Raw genomic sequence first — 18853 nt, 5'->3', positions numbered from 1 at the left:
TTCAGTCTTTTTCCAACGGCGAAAAGTACAAGCGCGCCAGCCCACGCCAGGTTTTCTTGTTCCAGGCCTTGAAGGGAATCTGTGCCAGCAGCTCTCGGGCCAGTGTCCGGTCACGGTTGGAGACCTTGAGGAACATCGAGCTGAGAAACTTGTAGCGCACCTCGTCGTACAGCGGATGGTCGCTGAACAGGGCATAGGTACGCAGGATGTTGTCGATCATGAAACGGTGGTTTTTGTACGAGTTGGTGGCGTGCTTGCGATAACGCGCCATCAATACATTCAAGCCATCGATGAAGTAGCCCGCATGGGTGATCTTCAACTCGATCAACAAGTCTTCCAGGCGGATATTCGGATCGAAACCACCAACCTTCTCCAGCGCCTCACGACGAATCATCAGCGTCGGGGCCGGCGGATAAGGCTTGCGCTCAAGAAACATGTCGTCAAAGTCCAGGCGTCGGAACGGTACGTCACGGCGCTGGCGCTTCTCGGGAAACAGATTGCCCTCACTGTCGATCAGTTCGATATTGCCGGCGCAGATCCCAACCTCGGGCTTGCCGTCCATATAGGCCACCTGCGTCGCGATACGCTCGGGCAACATGATGTCGTCGGAGCCGAAGGGCACGATCAGGCTGCCTTTGGATCGTGCGATGGCGCCATTGAGGGTGTTGGTCAGGCCCTGATTCTGCTGGACCCGGAAGTCGAAGCCATGCTGCTCCTGCAAGCGCCGGATACGCTCGACACTGTCATCACTGGAGCCATCATCGACCACCAGCAACTCGATGTTCGAATAGCTCTGGTTGAGCACACTGAGAATGCTCTGCTCGATGTAGGGCGCGTGGTTGTAGGAGGCGATGATCACCGTCACTACAGGTTGCTGGTCTGTCATTCCTGCCTCTTGCCCGCCTGACTCAAGCCCGAGTCGATCAGTTGGAGGTATTCCTGGCGGAATACATCGATGTCATGTTCTTGCCGCAAATAGCGATAGGCTTGCTGCCCCTTGTCCGCCAGCTCTGCGTCGGACAGCCCGAGGTACTTGTCCAAGGCCTCCAGCAGGGCCTGCACATTGGCAGGCTCCACGGCAAGACCACCAGCCCCCTCGATCAGCGGCAGCATCGCCGGTACGTTCGAGGCGATCACTGGCAACTGCCCACTCATGCCTTCGAGCAACGCCAGCCCAAGGCCTTCAGCCAGTGACGGCATGGTCCAGATATCGAAGGCGCGCACGTACTGCAGGGCGTTTTCCTTGAAGCCCAACAGGTGGGCCCGGCCCTGCAGCCCCAGGCGCTCGATCTCGGCTCGCAGATTGGACTCTTCACGACCCGCGCCGATGATCGCCAACTGCGCCTGCGGATACTTGTCCTTGAGCTGGGCAAATGCCTGTAGCAGATAGGTGTGGCCCTTTACCGGTACCAACCGCCCCAAGGCGCCAATCAGGCGCACCGACGGATCCAGCCCCAACAGCTCTCGAGAGCGTTCGCGCGAATGCTGCAAGGCTTCGGCCTGCTCAAGATCGATGGCGTTGGTGATGGCCCAGGTGTTCTGCTCGGTGAAACCGCACTGGCAATCCAGCAGGTACTGCTTGACCGCGGGCGACACACCGACAAAACGCCAATGCCGATCGATCAGGCGCTGGGCCTGGCGTCGCCGGTACCAGCGGTCGTACTCGCCGAACCCATGGGAGATACCGATACACAACGGAACCTTCAACCAGCGGTTGAGCGTCAGCATCATGTTCACTGGTTTGAAGCGATTGCAGATCACCACATCGAACTTTTCCCTGCGGCAAAACTGATACAGCCGCCACATGGCCCCCAGACGCATCCCCTTGAGGGACTTGTCGGAAAATTCGAAATACACCGAGTGGGCGGCCCGGCTTACAGGGTCGGCCGGCCCGGGGCGACCTTTCAGAAACGCTGCCGTGACCTCATAGCGCTCAGTCGGCAAGGCCTTGACGATCTGTTCTGCCAGGTCCGCGAAATCGTGGGATTTGACGTTGTAGTCCGGCTGCAATTGCAGGACCTTGAAGCGCTGGCTCATAACTCTCCCCGGTGAAAACCTGTGGCATCGATGAGCCAGGACGACTCACTGGCCAAGGCCTTGACCGCCTGTGCATCAGGCGCCAAGCCCGACCATTCATTGCGCTTCCAGCACACAAAGTGGAAGTACGGAAACTCGCGGCCGGCGTCGCGATCATTGGTCAGACGCCCATCCTTCCAGTACCAGCACGACGGAAAATCGCGACTGCCGTCATGCCACTTGATGACTCCGCCCGGAGTGCTGAACGCCTCGGTGAACTCACTGCGACGGCGCCACGGATTGAACTTGCCGACCAACTTGAACAGCGGCTCCGGGAAATTCTTGCGCCAGAGGAAAATCCGACTGAAGGCTCCCTCATCCAGTGCATGATGCTTCTGGTCGGTAAAGCGCACCTGCCAGTCCTTGATCTTCCTGAACAATTCACGCTGGCGGACATTGTTGCGTATCAGGCACAAGTGCCCGGCCACTCGCCGCTCGTGGGTGGAGAACAGGTCATACTTCGCCAGGCGATCCGCGGTGAAGTAGGCTCGCAGATCACCGTAGATCAGGTCGATATCGCCGAAGGCCCAGAAGTCGTAGCCCTCCAGCCGATCAAGATGGATATGCCCAAACGCCGGCCTGATATCACAGAGCTTGTAGGCGGCCGTGGGCGCAAAATCGATATCCAGACGCTGGGATACCAAGGCGCAGTAATCGGCAAAGCTGATGCTTTCATGGCTGACGTTCGGCGGCAGATTGTCCGGGATCCCGCAGTCGCTGAAAAATAGCCAGTCGATATCCGGATTACGTCGGCAGCTTTCAAGGAAAAACGGCATCCAGAAGGGCCAACTGCCGAAGTAGGGCATGAGAAACAAGATTCGCGGGCGAGGATTGATCACAAAAGACTCACTGTCGAATTAGGGGTACAAAGCGCCCCTATGGTTATGTCGGTTTAGCGCGACTTCAACAGCCAGAACAGCTCATGCCGCCTGACCGCCTTGCGAAAGAACTCATTCTCCCCAAGGGCCGAAGGTTTTCTGAGGGCCATAAGCTGCTGTATCGACCTGCGCAGGCGCCGCTTGAACGGCATTTTCGGCTGCAGGTCATGCATCATGCCCAGCGCCATGGCTTTGTCATATTGCTCGACCTGAGAAAGCGCCAGGCACCATGGACGCAGCACCGTGCCCGAGTCAAAAACGGGGGGCAAGGCAATGCCCGCGCCCGAATCGCCCATCGGCCAGCGGTCATTGTCATGCAGGTGATTGGCGTAACCAAGGATGCTGGTCGGCTGCCACTCCAGCCCTTCCAGAGCCTGCATCAGCGCCGCCTGGGCACAGATGTGATCGGGATGAGGGTCCAGTGTCGGGTGCGGCAGCACTATCACTTCGGGGCGCGCCTTGAGCAACAGCGCACGCAGGTCGGCTAGAAGATTGTTCCAGGTCGGCTGCCCATCCAGGTCGGCGGGCAACGGGAACGGATTGAACTGGCGGAACAGGCGGATATCGCTCAATTGCGCCTCGCGAGAGGCCATCGGCTGCTCAGGGGCAGCCTGCATGGCGGGCAGTTGCAGGCAGAAATAGCCCAGTTGCACGCAATGGGACTCCGGGACTCCCGCCCAACGAGGCACCGTAATACTGTCCCAGGCCCGTAGACGTCCCTTGACCCGCGCCGCCTCTGCAGGGTTCAGGCCCATGGCCTGGTAATGCTCGGCCTCGATTTCCCCTGCGGTCAGGGTCACGATCCAGGCTTCATCGGCCTGGCTGTACAGACCAAATGCTGCCAATTCAGCATCGTCGGCATGGGGGGCAATCACCATCACCCGCTGGCGCCGGTAGTCAGGATCACGCCAGACCATCAACTGTGGCTGGATCTGTATCCGGCAGAAGCGCCCGCGCAATTGCAACTCGCCGCTGGCCAAGGGACCGGCCAGGCCACTGAGATTGAGATAGCGCAGGCCATTGACCCCACGCTCGAATACCTGACGATCAATGCTCGAACCGCCCCGCACTTCAATCGCCGGATCAAGCAAACGTCCCAGCCAGGAGCTCTTGACCTGCACCCCAAGGACCAGGGTCTCATTCCCGGCCCACTCCTGCGGCGAGCCCAGCAGCAGGCGCCCCGCCTCCAGGCGCACCGCGACTGGCTGTGCGTCACTGCCGAAGTCGTAGCGATAGTCGTCTTTGGGCGAATAGAACAAGTGGTCGGCAAACCAGGCCTCATGGGCCAGCCAGCCAAGAACAGCCAGCAGCACCGGCAACCACCAAGCCACCAGCACACCAACCAGCAGCAGCAGCGCCAATCCGACCAGCAGAGCAATGCGTTTATTACGACGATGGCGCTTGAGCAGTTGCTGCTTACGACTCATGGGCTGACTCACACCTGGAAAACCGGCACAGGATTACACCAACGGTCCTTGTACTCACGGTCAGCGCGACCGAAGGAAAACCGCAACGGCTTGTTCAACGCACGAGCCTGCTCCCAGGCACTCTGGGTGTTGAGAAAACTCAGCACACTACCCGGGCTGAACTCGCGGGTCTCCGGATCGACACCACCATTGACGTACTCGACGCTGATCCACTCCGGCGCTTCGACCCGATAGATCAACTGCACGGCAATCGGTGCATCGTTGAGGAAAATTACCGAGCCAATCAGCAGCTCGCGCAAGCGTTCCAGAACCTCGGCCATACGTTCGGCGCCAGTGGCGGCAAAGCCCCAGCGACGCTGGAACAGATCACAGTAGATGGCCGCCAGTTCAGGACTGGTGAAATCACTGACAGGCCGCACCAACCCGCCCGCCTCTTCCAACAGGCGCAGTTCACGACGCTGGTTGTAGCGAAACTTCTTCGACAGTTCTTCCGGGGTACGAGCCATGGCCAGTTGTTCGGCCTGAGGCTTGAGAGTGCTGAAACGCCCTTCGTTCAACGCGGAAAGATAACGCCCGCGATGGCGCAACGGCGCCTGGGCATCTGCGGCAGCCGGTAGGATCAGCTCGGCATTGCCAATATCGAACAACCCTTTCTTGCCGGCACGCTTGAGCACGTCCTTGGACAACGCCAAGTCCCGGCCCCAGGTAGCGATGGCGGCCTGCAACTGGCCGTTGTGCTCCCAGGCCAGATAACGCACCGGGATCTGCGCCAGGTCCGCCAACTGCTCTACCACCTGCGGATGAGTTGCTACGCTGCCGCCAAAACGCTGCCAGGCCTCGGCATAGGTCGATGCGTCAATGACTGACCAGCCACGTTCGCGCCAGCCTTGAAATCGATTGAGCATCAGCCCCTCGCGGTCAGATCGGTGACTTGCGGCAAACGCCAGAATACGTCGCGTACCGCACGGTCGGAGAACCGCTCGCGCAAGCGATCGAGCATCAGCTCGGCACAGACCCGGCGCTGGTGATCGTCCATCGCGGCCAGATGCTGCAGCCCTTGCGCCATATGCTCGACGTCCCCCAGAGGGAACAGGATGCCCACTCCCTCGACCACTTCCCGGGCACCGCCACAGGCGGTGGCCAGCAGCGGCACGCCAGCGGCCATGGCCTCCAGCAGGACCATGCCAAACGGCTCATGATCGGAACTCAGGGCGAACACATCGAAGGCGCGGAAATAACGTCGGGCCTGGGACACCTGCCCAAGGAACAGCACGCGATCGGCAACCCCCAGTTCGCGGGCCAGGGATTTCAGGTCTTTTTCCAGACGCCCGGTTCCAAGAATCGCCAGTTGGCTGTGTGCCGGCAACTGCGGCACGGCCGCGGCAAAGCCACGCAGCAAGGTGGCCTGGTCCTTGTCCGGGTGCAGGCGCCCGACGTTGCCGACAATCCAGGCATCGGCGGACAGGCCCAGCTCGCTGCGGGCCTGGGCAGCGCTCAGTTGCTCGGCCTGCAGGGCCTCAAGGTCGATGCGGTTGTACAGGGTCTGAATGCGCTGCGCCGGCCATTTCGGCAGGCAGGCGCGCATGTCGTCACGCACCGCATCGGACACCCCGAGCAGGCTCAGGCGCTTGCGGAACAGCTGGGCAAAGAACTTGCGGCTGCCGCGCTTGTAATCGGAAAACGCATGATGGACACCAATCACCGGCAAGCGGGTGCCCAGCAAGGCGATGTAAATCGGCTTGAAACGATGGGCGATGCAGAAGCTGAAATTGCGCGAGGCGGCAATCTTGCGCATGTCACGGATGGCCCCCAGCTTCAGGCCACGAATGGCCTTGGAGCTGTACTCCATGAACAGCACTTCATCGGAGGCGCAGCCCGCGGCGACATCGGCATCGGCGGCCCCGGTCAGAAACACCGTGGTCACCCGATAGCCGCTGCCCGCGAACAGGTTGGCGTATTGCCGGGCACAGTCCAGGAACGGCCCGTCATAGCCGTGGCAGAACTGCAGCACATGGCGTTCAGCCGAGCGTGTCATAAGGGTCCACGCCGTCTTTGACCACCAGAATGTCTTCCATGATCAGGTACTGCAGATCGGACCCAAAGAACATGTTCAGGGCATCGGTCGGCGAGCAGATCATCGGTTCGCCACGGCGGTTCAACGAGGTGTTCAGCGACACACCGTTGCCGGTCAGGACTTCCAGGGCCTTCATCATGTCGTAGTAGCGCGGATTGTATTCGCGCTTGAGCACCTGGGCCCGGGACGTACCGTCCTCGTGGACCACTTCCGGCACCCGGCTTTTCCACTCTTCAGACACTTCAAAAGTGAAGGTCATGAACGGCGCCGGATGGTCGACCTTGATCATCTGCGGACCAACGGTGTCGAGCATCGACGGGCAGAAAGGCCTCCAGCGCTCGCGGAACTTGATCTGCTCGTTGATCCGGTCGGCGACACCGCTGGCGCTCGGGCAACCAATGATCGAACGACCGCCCAAGGCACGCGGACCGAACTCCATGCGCCCCTGGAACCAGGCCACCGGGTTGCCGTCGACCATGATCTTGGCGATCCGCTCCGGAGTGTTGTCGATCTGCCGCCAGGCTGGCTTGTTCGGGTGACGGGCGCAGGCGGCGATCACGTCTTCGTTGCTGTAGGACGGGCCAAGATAGACGTGTTCCATCTTCTCGACCGGCACCCCACGGGCATGGGAAACGTAGGCGGCGGCACCCACTGCGGTGCCGGCGTCGCCGGAAGCCGGCTGCACGAACAGCTCCTTGACCTCGGGACGGGCAATGATCTTCTGGTTCAGCTTGACGTTCAGCGCGCAGCCGCCGGCGAAGGCCAGCTTGCCGGTTTCCTTGAGGATGTCGCCCAGGTAGTGGTCGATCATCTGCAGGGCCAGCTTTTCGAACAGCGCTTGCATGCTCGCCGCATAGTGGATGTAAGGCTCGTCGGCGATGTCGCCTTCGCGCTTGGGACCCAGCCACTCGATGAGTTTTGGCGAGAAGTAGAAACCCTTGCCCTTCTCTTTGTAACGACGCAGGCCGATGACGTTGGCGTAATCGGTGTTGATCACCAACTCGCCGTTTTCAAAACTGGCCAGGCGCGAGAAGTCGTACTTGCTGGCATCGCCGTACGGAGCCATGCCCATGACCTTGAACTCGCCATCGAGCATCTCGAAGCCGAGGAACTCAGTGATCGCGCCATAGAGGCCGCCCAGGGAGTCCGGATCGAAAAATTCCTTGATCTTGTGGATCTTGCCGTTTTCGCCGTAGCCGAAGAACGTGGTGGCGTACTCACCCTTGCCGTCGATCCCGAGGATCGCGGTTTTCTCCTTGAAGCCCGAACAGTGGTAAGCGCTGGAGGCGTGAGCCAGGTGATGCTCCACCGGCTCGATCTTGATCTTCTTCGGATCAAAACCCAGTTGCTCCAGGCACCAGACGATCTTGTTGCGATAGCGCTTGTAGCGACGGTTGCCCATCAGGATCGCATCGAGGGCACGGTCCGGGGCATACCAGTAGCGCTTGGCGTAATGCCAGCGGGCCTTGCCGAACAGGCTGATCGGGGCAAACGGAATCGCTACCACATCGACGTCGGAGGGTTTGATCCCGGCCTGCTCCAGGCAGAACTTCGCCGACTCATAGGGCATGCGGTTCTTTGCATGCTTGTCGCGCACGAAACGCTCTTCTTCAGCGGCGGCGATCAGCTTGCCATCGATGTACAGGGCTGCTGAAGGATCATGGCTAAGGGCGCCGGACAGGCCAAGAATCGTCAATGCCACAGGGGTCTAGCCTCGTTTAGTCTGCATGCGGGCGCAATGCGCCTTGAAAATAAAGTGTGCTCGCAAGGGGCGAGAAACAACGAAAGGGCGGGATTATAACGTAAAAGCCGGGGCAAGCCTCTAGCGGCAAGCCGCGAGCCCAGGGGCAGCGTACTACACGCTCCCCCAGCCATCCCTGTAGCCGCCACCAAAGCCTGCGAGGCGCCGCAGGAGATGCACTCTTGAGGCCCACGCAAGGTCCCGGATATCGAGCGCGGCAGCGGCTATAGGTCGCAGGTCAGGCCTCAGCGGCCTGCGCAGTCTTTGGCAAGCGCCGATCAATCACTTGATACAAATTGCTGTTTTCTGGCCAATTGCGCATGAAACGTGCGCGATCACGGGCATAAGCCGGCGCGAAACTCCTCAGGCTGTGGTGCTGGCACATGGAATCCAGATCGATCAGTGCCCAGCGGTCCTCTTGCCAGAACAGGTTGTGCCCCTTGAAGTCGCCATGACTGATGCGCTCCTTGATCAACTCGGCAAAGAGCTGGTCCAGGGCCTGCAATTCCGACTCCGGCGCATCACCACTGACTACGAACGGAGCAAAGCGCTCGATGATGTCCGGTCCCGGCAAGTACTCGGTGACCAGATAGGCACGGCGCCGCAGCCAGAGAAAACGCGTCTCCAACAACGCCAGGGGCTTGGGCGTGGCGATCCCCAGAAACGCCAGGCGATTGCCTTCGCGCCAGGAATGCCAGGCTCGGCTCGGGCGCCAGAAACGCTTGAGCCAATGGGCGAAGCCCTTGATGTTGTAGCGCTTGACCACCAGGCTGCGCCCCGCCACCTCGACCCGACCGACACTGGCTGCGCCACCGGTCTTGTACAAGTGACCCTGGTCCAGCAGGGTGTCGGCCTGTTCAAGCACCGGCAGCATCGCCGCCTCTTCCTCACGGCGAATCGCGCGCAACGCAAACGGTCCACGCTGCACGCTGAACAGCGTGCATTCACGGCCGACCTTCTTGAGAAAGTCCCGCAGGCGCCAGCCACGCACCTTGTCCACCTGCTTCTGCAGGGCTTCCAGGGGCAAGGCATGCTCGGCATTGCTCAATAGGTAGTGCACCAGCAACTCTTCGGTGAAAGGCTCCAGGCTCTTGGGCAGTTGAGCAAAGAACACCCCGAGATTCTCCAGGACCCTGGAGCGAGACAGCGGCTTGCCGGCCTCCTCGACACAGATCCCTGCACCATCGATCAAATGCAGCTGTGCGCCGTGACGCAGCAGATTGTCCAAGTGCAGGTCTTCCTGCCACAGGCCCTTGGCATGCAGCTGGCCGATCGCCCTAAGCGCCTGCGCCAGCACTGCAGCCTGCTCATCCGCCAGCACCGGCAGTGTTTCCACCTGCTTCCAGGCCTCGCCGAGGCTTTGCGCGCCCTCCAGGAACTCGAACAGCAGCCAGCCGCCCTCGCCATCCTGCAAACCGTCCGCCAACAGCAAAGGCGTGGTCAGGCCCTGCTCCGCCAGCAGGCGCACACCCTTCAATTCCCGCTGAAAATGGCGTGCGGCCTTGGGCCCCACCAGCAACTTGGCCAACACCGGCCGGCCGCGCCAGACCCCGGCACCCACATAGCGTTGCCCGGGCAACACTCGCAGCAAGGTCAACAATTGCAACTGCGCCGGGCCGGCGGCGTCCGCCAGGTCCAGGCTCAAGGGCAACGCCGGGCTACGCCCACTGTCTTTCAGCTCGGACAAACGCATCAGCGAGATTCCTTGTGACTGCTGCGAGTACTGAGACGAGCGACCCAGGCATCCACCAGGGAGCTGTCCAGGGGCTGATCCAGGTAGGCCGCCAGCAAGCAGCGCACCTCATCGGCACTCCACACTGAAGCCCGACGCAACAAGGGTTCGAGATCCTTGACCCGATCACGCTGGCCAAACAGCAGGGGCCGGGTTTTCTCCAGGTCGATCAACTGCGCTTGATAACCGTCGCCGCTGGCCCGCAGGAAAATATGCTTGGGATAGAAGCAGCCATGCACCTGGCGCCGGCTGTGCAGTTGCCGGGCCAGTTGCCCACAAGCCCTGAGCACGGCTTGACGCTGAAGGTCACTGAGCTGGTCCCACTGCAGCAGCAACCCATCCAGATCATCCCAGCCATCCAGGGCACGAGTCAGGAGGATCGCCCTGGATTCCCCCGCGACCTTGCGCATACCGAAGAACACCGCCTGCAACGCGGGAATCCCCAACTGCTGATAGCGGCGAATATTGCGGAACTCACGGGCAAAGCTGGGCTCGCCGAAAGGCCGATGCAGGGTCCGGGTCAGGTAGTTGGTCTGCCGCTTGAGGTAGAACCCCTGCCCCTCTACATCCAGACGGAAGACACTGCTGCAACCGCCGCGACTGGTATTAGGCTCGTCCACCGCATCCAATTGCGTAGCCCACAGCTGGTCAAAAGTGCCAAGGCCGTTGCGCTCCAGCAGCGCACGTTCCTCGGACGCCAGGAAATCGCTCATTCACGCCCCTCGAAAAATCTCACCACGTGGCGAATACGCTCCTTGTCGGCGGCACTCAGGCGGTCGCGCTGGCGATATTGCAGATAAAAGCGCAGGCGCTGAGTCGCGGACAAATGATACTTGGCCACCTTGTCCAGGCAGGCCAGGTCCTTGGTGATCCGGTACTTGAGCCAGAATCCACGCCAGAAATCGCCGTTCGGACAGTCAATCAGGTACAACCGGTCCTGATCGTCGATCAGCAGGTTGCGCCACTTCAAATCGTTATGGGTAAAGCGATGGTCATGCATGACCCGGGTATAGGCCGCCAATTGACGACTGACCACATCGACCCAGCGCCGATCCTTGAGCCGTGGATCGTGACGGTCGGCCAGCACCGAAAGATCCTCGGTGTGCGGCAGTTCCCGAGTGATCAGCGCCCCGCGTGAATAAGCCAGGCCACACCGTTCCAGCCCCCAGGCCACCACATCGGCAGTGGGAATGCCCCACTTGGCGAAGCGCTTGAGGTTCTGCCACTCGGACTTGACCCGGGGCTTGCCCAGGTAACGCCGCAGGTTCTTGCCAGCACCGGTGTAGCGCTTGACGTAATAGTTGACGCCATCGCGCTTGACACGAATGACCTCGGACAGCGGATCACGGGTCAGGTGCTCGCCCTGCAGGGCGAATACCGCTTCCAGACTGCCGAAATCTTGCGCCAATGCCTGATAGGCAGGGTCCAGGTTCCAGCTCGCCATCAGAGCGCATCTCCGTACCGCTGTTTACGTGCGTAGAGCTTTTCCGCCTTGCCCTCGAGCCAGGACAACAGTGCGGCCTCCTCGGCCAGAATCTGGCGCAGTGGCTGCTGGAAGTAGCCCTTGAGGAAGCGCAGCTTGTCGCGGCGCGTCAGGCCAATGTCCAGGGCCGAGAAATACAGGGCCGCCAGATCCTTGTTGCGCCAGCGCAGAGTGATCTTCGACCGGGTCTGCGCGCGGTGCAGGTCGATCACCGAGAGCTTGAGCTCAGCTGGGGTGATCGGTCGGTCGGTGTGCAGCAGGAAGTGACAGATGTAGCAGTCGCGGTGGTTGACCCCGGCGCGGTGCATCATGCCGGTCATGCGCGCCACTTCGGCGATCAGCGCCCGCTTGAGCGCAGGCAGCGGCGGCTGCTTGATCCAGTCGATGCTGAAGTCTTCGAGGCTGACGGTAGGCGCCAGCTCCTCGGTGACGATAAACGAATGTTGGTCCGCCGGATTGGCACCGCGTTCGCCATAGGCCACGGCGGTCATGGTAGGTACGCCAACCTGGTGCAGGCGCTCCAGGGCCAGCCATTCCTGGCCAGCGCCGAGCACCGGCAACTTGGCGGTGATCAGGTTCTTGACGATCTCGCCCCAACCGATACCACGATGGATTTTCACAAAATAACCACGGCCGTCGACTTCCGTACGCAAGGTACGGCGCGCTTCCAGCTCACGGTAAACCTGGCCCTTGAGCTCCTCGACTGCAGCGAACGCATCGCGTCCGGCCCAGAGGGTCTTGAAGGGTTCGGCAAGCATCAACTTCATCGGTGTTGCTCCGCCAGAATCACATCCGCAGCGTGCTGCGGCATGCTATAGAGGTCGGCCGTCTCGGCGAACGCCAGGCCATTTCGGCTCCAGCTCGCACGTGCAGCGTCGTCGGTCAACATGGTGGTGAGGTATTGATTGAGCTGGGCCTGCTCAAACGGCTCATCCAGCACCAGGCCGCTCTCGGCCTCGGCGATGTAATGGGCGTAGCCGCAGACCGCACTGACCAGCACCGGCAGCCCGGCCACCAGGGCCTCGAGCAACACGGTGCCGGTATTTTCGTTGTAGGCCGGGTGAATCAACAGGTCGGCGCCCAGCAGGAACCGCGGGATATCACTGCGCCCTTTCATGAACTGCACCTGGTCGCTCAACCCCAGTGCGGCACTTTGCACCTGGAATACCTTGGGGTCGTCCTGGCCGATTACAAACAGCCGAGTGCGTTTTTTCAGCGCCGACGGCAACGCCGCCAGGGCCTTGAGGCTGCGATCCACGCCCTTGGTCTTGAACCCGGAACCGATCTGCACCAGCAACAGGTCGTCATCCTTCAAGCCGAATTCACTGCGGAAGTCGGCGCGAATCTCGGCCGCATTGGCCGGTGCCCGACGGTCCTGGGCGATCCCCGGCGGCAGCAGGTGGAAGCGCTCCAGCGGGGTGTCGTAATGCTTGATGAACAGTGGCTGCTGGACCTCGGAGATCATCAGGATCTCGGTCTTGGCGTCCTTGGCGAACACCGCGCGCTCGTACTCGGCAAAATGCCGGTAACGGCCCCAGCGACGGTACAGGGAATGCCGCAGGTTCTGCGCCTTATCCTCAAAACAGCCGTCGGCGGCGTAGTACACGTCCAGCCCCGGCATCTTGTTGAAGCCGATCAGCCGGTCCACCGGACGCTTGGCCAGGTCGGCCTCCATCCAGGCACTGAGCTTTTCGTTGCGGCGATGGTTGAACAGCGCCTTGACCGGCGCCACCAGCACTTCGAAACCGGGGGGAATATCGCCCTCCCAGATCAGGGTGTAGACGCGAATCTGGTGACCGCGACGCTGACACTCCAGGGCAATGCGCATGAAGTCACGCTGCAAGCCACCGAAGGGGAAATACTTGTAAAGGACAAAAGCCAATTGCATCAGCGCGGCTCCTCAGCCAGTAACAAGGTGCTCAGTCGGCTGGCGACACGCTCGGGATTCAGGCGAGTGAAGCACAGCGGCCACTCGCGTTTGAGGTCATAGCGCTGCTGATCGACAGCAGTCGGCTGATAGGTGCATTTCTTCTGCAGACACGGCGCACAGGGAAAGTTGCTCCCCAGGTGGATCTGCAACCGGCCATAGGCACCGGTCAGGCCCGGGTTGGTCGGGCCGAACAACGAGATGGTCGGCACATCCAGGGCGGCGGCAAGATGGCCGAGCCCGGTGTCCACAGCCACACAGGCCTGGGCGTCGGCCAATACCTTGGCGACCCCGGCCAGATTCAGTTTCGGCAGCACCGTGGCGTTTTTCAGGCCGCTGGCGATGCGCTCGGCCCGAGCCTTCTCGGCAGGATTGCCCCAAGGCAGCTTGACCTCGACCCCGAGCATGCCCATGCGCTCGGTCAGCTCACGCCAATAGGCTTCAGGCCAGTGCTTGGTGTCCCAGGTGGTCCCGTGCAAGAACAGCACGAAGGGCTTCTTGCGCGGCAACTCCACCAGTTTCTCGACATTCAGGCCGTAATCGCCCAAGCCTTGAGGCAGGTCGTAACCCAGGGCCACGGCAAACAACTGGCGCAGCCGCTCTACCGCGTGCTGCCCACGGGCCACCGCCAGGCGCCGAGAGTAGAAGCGTGAAGCCAGGGGTTCGCGAGCCGAATGTTTGTCCAATCCCGCCACCGGGGCGCGAACATAACGGGTCAGCCAGGCACTTTTCAGCAGGCCTTGGGCGTCGATCACCAGGTCGTACTTGGTCGAACGCACGCTCTGCTTGAAGCGCCGCCACTCGCCGCTCTTGATGGTCTGCCAGATATTCTTGCGCCAGCGGCGGATCGCCACCGGAATCACCTTGCCCACCGCCGGATGCCAGGTAGGAATCTCGGCAAAACCCTCTTCCACCACCCAGTCGAACTTGATTCCCGGGATCGCTCGCGAGGCATCGGTAAGGGCCGGCAAGGCATGAATCACATCACCCAGGGAGGAGGTCTTGATCAACAGTACCCGCAACTTATTGAACCTCGACCACAGAGCCCTGCAACCGCTGCAAGGCTTCGTTCACCGGCTGCGGCAACAGCTGGCGCAGGCAGTTGTAATGGCCAAAACGGCAGGTGCGGTCGAAACATGGACTGCACTCGATCCCCAGGCGTACCACCTCGACCTGGTCGGCCAGGGGCGGGGTGAAGTCCGGCGAGGTCGAGCCGTACACCGCCACCAACGGTCGGTTCAGCGCCGCAGCCACGTGCATCAAGCCGGAATCGTTGGAGACTACCGAGTCGGCGCAGGACAGCAGATCGATGGCCTCGGCCAGGGAGGTCTCGCCGCTGAGGTTGCTTGATTCCTCACGCAAACCGGGAATCAGCCGCCCACGAATTTCTTCACCGACACCGTGGTCATTCTTCGAGCCGAACAGCCAGACCTGCCAGCCTTCGCGGATCTTGGCCTCGGCGACCTGGGCGTAATGTTCGGACGGCCAGCGCTTGGCCTCGCCGAACTCCGCCCCCGGGCACAGCGCCAGTACGGGACGGTCCAGGGCCAGGCCGAACTTGGCCAGGGCCGCATCGCGGCTTTGCGGATCGATCTGCAGCTTCGGACGCGGATAAGGCTGGGGCAATTCGGCGCCCGGCTCATAGGCCAGCGCCATGAAACGCTCGATCATCAGCGGATAACGCTGCTTGTCGAGCTTGCGCACGTCGTTGAGCAGCCCGTAGCGAAACTCGCCACGCCAGCCGGTACGCTTGGGAATGCCGGCAAAAAACGGCACCAAGGCCGATTTCAGCGAGTTGGGCAACAAGATGGCCTGATCGTACTGACCGGCCAGGGACTTGCCGATACGGCGACGGGTGGCCAATTCGAAGGCGCCATGGCCGAGGGGAAAGCTCAAGGCCCGACGCACCTGGGGCATGCGTTCGAGGATCGGCCGGCTCCACTCGGGGGCCAGCACGTCGATCTCGCATTGAGGATGACGCTGTTTCAGGCACTCGAAGAGTGTCTGCGCCATCACCATGTCACCGACCCAACTGGGCCCAACAATCAGAATATTCATGTGGTTTCCATAAACGAACCGGGGAGGCATACGCCTCCCCGCCTCGAGAATCCAGCACCGCGGCCTTCACCGCCGGTTCAGTTTTGGCGAGCCCGCAAGGCTCGCCGAATACATGGGTGGCCCTCTCAGGCCGCTTAGCTTAGCCCCAGCTCGCGCCAAATCCGTAACACTTCCCGTCGTTCGGTCACGAATTGATCACCGGCAATGATCCCGGCCTCATTCTGCAACGCCTGTCGGTGAGCAGCGGAACGGTAGGCCTTGTAGACCTCGCGCAGCAGGCTGGCATCGCTCGACGGCATCAGCCCGACTTGCTCCAGACCTTCCAGGATGCGGATGTTATCGGTGTAGCGCAGCAGTGACGGGTGCTCTTCGGACCACGCCAGGGCCGCGTATTGCACCATAAATTCGATATCGACGATACCTCCGGCGTCCTGCTTGAGGTCGAACGGCGCCGTGGCTTCGAAGGCATTGGCCGCGGTTCCGGCAGCAGTCAGGCGACTGCCCAGGTTGTCGCGCATCTTGGCGCGCATCTCGCTGACTTCCTGGCGCAGCTTCGGCAGGTCGCGCTTTTTGCCCAATACGGCGGCGCGGACCTTTTCAAAGGCCTGGCCCACATCCTGGCTGCCCACCAGCACCCGCGCCCGCACCAGCGCCTGGTGCTCCCAGGTCCAGGCCTCGTTCTCCTGGTAACGGGCAAAGGCCCCCAGGGAACTCACCAGCAGGCCCGATGCACCGGAAGGACGCAAACGCATATCCACTTCATACAGCTGGCCGGAGTTGGTCTGGGTGGTCAGCAGATGAATGATGCGCTGTCCGAGCCGGGTGAAGAACTGCGCACCATCGATGGGTTTCGGCCCATCGGTTTCCGCCTGGGGATCGCCGTCATGGATGAACACCAGGTCCAGGTCGGAACCGTGCCCCAGCTCGATGCCGCCGACCTTGCCATAGCCAACGATGATGAATCCCGGATCGCACAAGGTGCCGTCGGCGCGCTGTGGCGCGCCGTACTTGGCCACGGTCTGGCGCCAGGCCAGGGCCAGCACCTGTTCCAGGATCGCCTCCGCGAGCCAGGTCAGATAATCGCTGACTTTCATTAAAGGCAGGCTGCCGGCAATCTCCGATGCCGCCACCCGCAGACGGTGGGCCAGCTTGAAGTGACGCAAGGCCTCCATCTGCTGTTCCAGGTCGTCCTCGGGAATCCGCGTCAGGCGCTCCCGCAACTCGGCCGCCAGCTCCGGCGCCAGGGGCGGCTTGAACAAGCGCCCCTCGTTGAGCAACTCATCCAGCAGCAAGGGAAAGCGGGTGATCTGCTCGGCGATCCACGGACTGGCCGCACACAAGGTCAGTAGCCGCCGCAGCGCGCCGGGGTTTTCGGTGAGCAGCACCAGATAGGCCGAGCGCCGTGCCACGGCCTCCACCAACGGCAGCACCCGCTCCAACACCAGGTCCGGATTGGCGTGCTCCACTGCCTGGGCCAGCAAGCGCGGAATAAAGGCATCCAGGCGCTCGCGCCCCAGCCGCTGCATGGCACGCAGCTGCGGGCTGCTCCGCAGGCTGGCCAGCGCTCGCAAGGCCTTGGGCGAATCAACAAAACCGCCCTCCTGCAACTGGCGGCAGGCGGCCTCTTCGTCCTGGGACTCCTCCCACAGCGGCAACCACTCACCACCCACCACCACTTCACTTTCCGCGCCTTCATCCTCATCGGGGTCGGCGATGACCTGGCGAAAGTGCCACTCCACTCGACCGCGCCAGTACATCAGCTGCTCGTGGAAGGCACTCCAGTCGGCGAACCCCAACATGAAGGCAATGCGCGCCTGATCCTGGGGGTTGTCCGGGAGCATCTGCGTCTGCCGATCGGCAATCGCCTGGATCGCATGCTCGGTGTAACGCAGGAATTCGTAACCCTCGCGCAGCTCACTGATCACCGCCGCCGGCAGGTAGCCCTGACCTTCCAGGGTGCCGAGCACCTTTAATAAAGGACGCTGTTGCAGGCTCAGGTCACGCCCGCCGTGAATCAACTGGAAGGCCTGGGCAATGAACTCGACCTCACGAATCCCCCCCGAGCCCAGCTTGATGTTATCGGCCATGCCCTTGCGCCGCACTTCCTGCTGGATCAGCTGCTTCATGGTGCGCAGCGCTTCGATGGCGGAAAAGTCCAGGTAACGGCGATAGACGAAGGGCCGCAGCATATCCTGCAATTGCGCGCCGGCCACTTGATCCCCAGCCACCACCCGGGACTTGATCATGGCGTAGCGCTCCCAGTCGCGCCCCTGATCCTGATAGTACTGCTCCAGCGCGTTGAAACTCAGGACCAGGGAACCGGCAGAGCCATAAGGCCGCAGGCGCATGTCGACGCGAAACACAAAACCGTCGACCGTCATCGGGTCCAGGGCCTTGATCAGGCGCTGCCCCAGGCGGATGAAGAACTCCTGGTTATCCAGGGGACGCTTGACCCCTACCGTCTCGCCGCCTTCCGGATAGGCAAAGATCAGGTCGATATCCGACGACAGATTGAGCTCCACCGCCCCCAGCTTGCCCATGCCGAGGATGACCATCTGCTGTGGCTCGCCGCTGCGCCCGCCGGTGGGCACTCCGAACTGCTGGCTGTGACGCAGGTACAACCATTGATAGGCCTGGTCGATGCAGGCGTCAGCCAGATCGGAAAGGTCGCGACAGGTCTGCACCAGGTCCGCCTGGCGATTCAGGTCGCGCCAGATAATCCGTACCTGCTGGCGGGTGCGCTGGCGCCGCAGCACCCGTCCCAACTGATCCTCGGTCTCGGCCGCCTGCACCGCCGTGGCGATCTGCCCGCACAGCTCGCCTGCGGCGAAATTGCGCTCCAACTCGCCGGAGCGCACCAGCTCCAGCAACATCAAAGGGTCACGCAGGCTCTGTTCAATGACAAAGTCGCTGGCCGCCGCCACCCGGGCGAACTCGGCCCAGCGCTCGGCACTCCAATCCGCTAAGCCGGGGTCGCCCTCCTGGGTCGCCACCACGCTGCGCAACGACTGCTCAGCACGGCTGACCAATGGCAGGAGAATCGCGGGGAGTTGGGCAAGCGCGGGCAGGCTCATGGGCTATCCTTGATCGGCGTGGAAAACGCGGGCGGTGATGGTTGGCAAGGGCAAGCAGCGCGGTCGACTGTCGAACAAAAGTTAGAAATAGCTGAAAATAGGTTTTTCTTAGCAGCCAGCATTAATTTATTACCTATTCCCGTTGGTCACCGACCAACAGTAACGATTATTCTCACAACGCAGCAGGAGGCCACGAGCCAATCTTCTGTAGTTTTACTACTCGTATATACATTCGAAAGGCTGAAATGGCCGACGATTTGTAGTAAAACTACACGCCGCCGGAACAACCTTCGGCAATCCAAGAATTTATAATCGTCTGCCCACAAGGCCAGTCGCAAACTCAGGCAACCGATTCTGGAAGCCTTTCCGCCCTGGAGCAAGCC

Annotated in this window: 15 protein-coding genes; all 15 read right to left on the bottom strand. The window is 61.6% G+C overall.

Annotated features, from left to right (window positions below; all coding sequences use genetic code 11):
- Position 1: 1 nt before the first annotated feature.
- The gene (locus GV819_RS26105) at positions 2-886 is read right to left on the bottom strand and encodes a glycosyltransferase (RefSeq protein WP_161758935.1); all 885 of its coding nucleotides are present in this window, start codon (positions 884-886) and stop codon (positions 2-4) included.
- Positions 883-2037, bottom strand: coding sequence for a glycosyltransferase (locus tag GV819_RS26100; RefSeq protein ID WP_161758934.1), 1155 nt, complete (start codon positions 2035-2037; stop codon positions 883-885). The genes GV819_RS26105 and GV819_RS26100 overlap by 4 nt, the downstream gene beginning before the upstream one ends.
- The gene (locus GV819_RS26095) at positions 2034-2915 is read right to left on the bottom strand and encodes a DUF6625 family protein (protein ID WP_161758933.1); all 882 of its coding nucleotides are present in this window, start codon (positions 2913-2915) and stop codon (positions 2034-2036) included. The genes GV819_RS26100 and GV819_RS26095 overlap by 4 nt, the downstream gene beginning before the upstream one ends.
- A 53-nt stretch (positions 2916-2968) precedes the next feature.
- Positions 2969-4381 carry a PIG-L deacetylase family protein gene (locus tag GV819_RS26090; protein WP_161758932.1) on the bottom strand — a complete coding sequence of 471 codons (1413 nt, stop codon included), beginning with the start codon at positions 4379-4381 and terminating at the stop codon, positions 2969-2971.
- 8 nt (positions 4382-4389) lie between these two features.
- Entirely contained in the window at positions 4390-5286 is an 897-nt protein-coding gene (locus GV819_RS26085; RefSeq protein WP_161758931.1) for an antimicrobial resistance protein Mig-14, read from the bottom strand.
- The gene (locus GV819_RS26080; RefSeq protein WP_161758930.1) at positions 5286-6416 is read right to left on the bottom strand and encodes a glycosyltransferase; all 1131 of its coding nucleotides are present in this window, start codon (positions 6414-6416) and stop codon (positions 5286-5288) included. Before GV819_RS26080 ends, GV819_RS26085 begins: the two co-directional genes overlap by 1 nt.
- The gene (locus tag GV819_RS26075) at positions 6400-8157 is read right to left on the bottom strand and encodes a carbamoyltransferase family protein (protein ID WP_161758929.1); all 1758 of its coding nucleotides are present in this window, start codon (positions 8155-8157) and stop codon (positions 6400-6402) included. The genes GV819_RS26080 and GV819_RS26075 overlap by 17 nt, the downstream gene beginning before the upstream one ends.
- 277 nt (positions 8158-8434) lie before the next feature.
- Positions 8435-9889, bottom strand: a complete 1455-nt coding sequence (locus tag GV819_RS26070) for a lipopolysaccharide kinase InaA family protein (protein ID WP_161758928.1) — start codon at positions 9887-9889, stop codon at positions 8435-8437.
- On the bottom strand, positions 9889-10641 hold the full coding sequence (locus GV819_RS26065; RefSeq protein WP_161758927.1) for a lipopolysaccharide kinase InaA family protein: 753 nt from the start codon (positions 10639-10641) through the stop codon (positions 9889-9891). Before GV819_RS26065 ends, GV819_RS26070 begins: the two co-directional genes overlap by 1 nt.
- Entirely contained in the window at positions 10638-11372 is a 735-nt protein-coding gene (locus GV819_RS26060) for a lipopolysaccharide kinase InaA family protein (protein ID WP_161758926.1), read from the bottom strand. The genes GV819_RS26065 and GV819_RS26060 overlap by 4 nt, the downstream gene beginning before the upstream one ends.
- A complete protein-coding gene (rfaP, locus tag GV819_RS26055; protein ID WP_161758925.1) occupies positions 11372-12178 on the bottom strand; it encodes a lipopolysaccharide core heptose(I) kinase RfaP in 807 nt (268 codons plus the stop codon). The genes GV819_RS26060 and rfaP overlap by 1 nt, the downstream gene beginning before the upstream one ends.
- Positions 12175-13299 carry a glycosyltransferase family 4 protein gene (locus GV819_RS26050; protein WP_161758924.1) on the bottom strand — a complete coding sequence of 375 codons (1125 nt, stop codon included), beginning with the start codon at positions 13297-13299 and terminating at the stop codon, positions 12175-12177. Before GV819_RS26050 ends, rfaP begins: the two co-directional genes overlap by 4 nt.
- Complete coding sequence (waaC, locus tag GV819_RS26045) at positions 13299-14360, bottom strand: lipopolysaccharide heptosyltransferase I (RefSeq protein WP_161758923.1); 1062 nt, start codon at positions 14358-14360, stop codon at positions 13299-13301. The genes GV819_RS26050 and waaC overlap by 1 nt, the downstream gene beginning before the upstream one ends.
- A 1-nt stretch (position 14361) precedes the next feature.
- Positions 14362-15396, bottom strand: coding sequence for a lipopolysaccharide heptosyltransferase II (gene waaF / locus GV819_RS26040; protein ID WP_161758922.1), 1035 nt, complete (start codon positions 15394-15396; stop codon positions 14362-14364).
- A 134-nt stretch (positions 15397-15530) separates the two neighbouring features.
- Entirely contained in the window at positions 15531-18470 is a 2940-nt protein-coding gene (gene glnE, locus GV819_RS26035; RefSeq protein WP_161758921.1) for a bifunctional [glutamate--ammonia ligase]-adenylyl-L-tyrosine phosphorylase/[glutamate--ammonia-ligase] adenylyltransferase, read from the bottom strand.
- Positions 18471-18853 lie beyond the last annotated feature (383 nt).

The organism is Pseudomonas sp. Fl5BN2 (genome assembly GCF_009908205.1).
GTDB lineage: Bacteria > Pseudomonadota > Gammaproteobacteria > Pseudomonadales > Pseudomonadaceae > Aquipseudomonas.
This window is presented reverse-complemented; position numbering and strand designations above follow the sequence as displayed.

Excerpts from the sequence above, each read along its gene's own strand:
- GV819_RS26105 (WP_161758935.1), bottom strand. The coding sequence starts at position 886 with ATGACAGACCAGCAACCTGTAGTGACGGTGATCATCGCCTCCTACAAC.
- GV819_RS26100 (WP_161758934.1), bottom strand. The coding sequence starts at position 2,037 with ATGAGCCAGCGCTTCAAGGTCCTGCAATTGCAGCCGGACTACAACGTC.
- GV819_RS26090 (WP_161758932.1), bottom strand. The coding sequence starts at position 4,381 with ATGAGTCGTAAGCAGCAACTGCTCAAGCGCCATCGTCGTAATAAACGC.
- GV819_RS26085 (WP_161758931.1), bottom strand. The coding sequence starts at position 5,286 with ATGCTCAATCGATTTCAAGGCTGGCGCGAACGTGGCTGGTCAGTCATT.
- GV819_RS26080 (WP_161758930.1), bottom strand. The coding sequence starts at position 6,416 with ATGACACGCTCGGCTGAACGCCATGTGCTGCAGTTCTGCCACGGCTAT.
- GV819_RS26070 (WP_161758928.1), bottom strand. The coding sequence starts at position 9,889 with ATGCGTTTGTCCGAGCTGAAAGACAGTGGGCGTAGCCCGGCGTTGCCC.
- GV819_RS26065 (WP_161758927.1), bottom strand. The coding sequence starts at position 10,641 with ATGAGCGATTTCCTGGCGTCCGAGGAACGTGCGCTGCTGGAGCGCAAC.
- GV819_RS26060 (WP_161758926.1), bottom strand. The coding sequence starts at position 11,372 with ATGGCGAGCTGGAACCTGGACCCTGCCTATCAGGCATTGGCGCAAGAT.
- rfaP (WP_161758925.1), bottom strand. The coding sequence starts at position 12,178 with ATGAAGTTGATGCTTGCCGAACCCTTCAAGACCCTCTGGGCCGGACGC.
- GV819_RS26050 (WP_161758924.1), bottom strand. The coding sequence starts at position 13,299 with ATGCAATTGGCTTTTGTCCTTTACAAGTATTTCCCCTTCGGTGGCTTG.
- waaF (WP_161758922.1), bottom strand. The coding sequence starts at position 15,396 with ATGAATATTCTGATTGTTGGGCCCAGTTGGGTCGGTGACATGGTGATG.
- glnE (WP_161758921.1), bottom strand. The coding sequence starts at position 18,470 with ATGAGCCTGCCCGCGCTTGCCCAACTCCCCGCGATTCTCCTGCCATTG.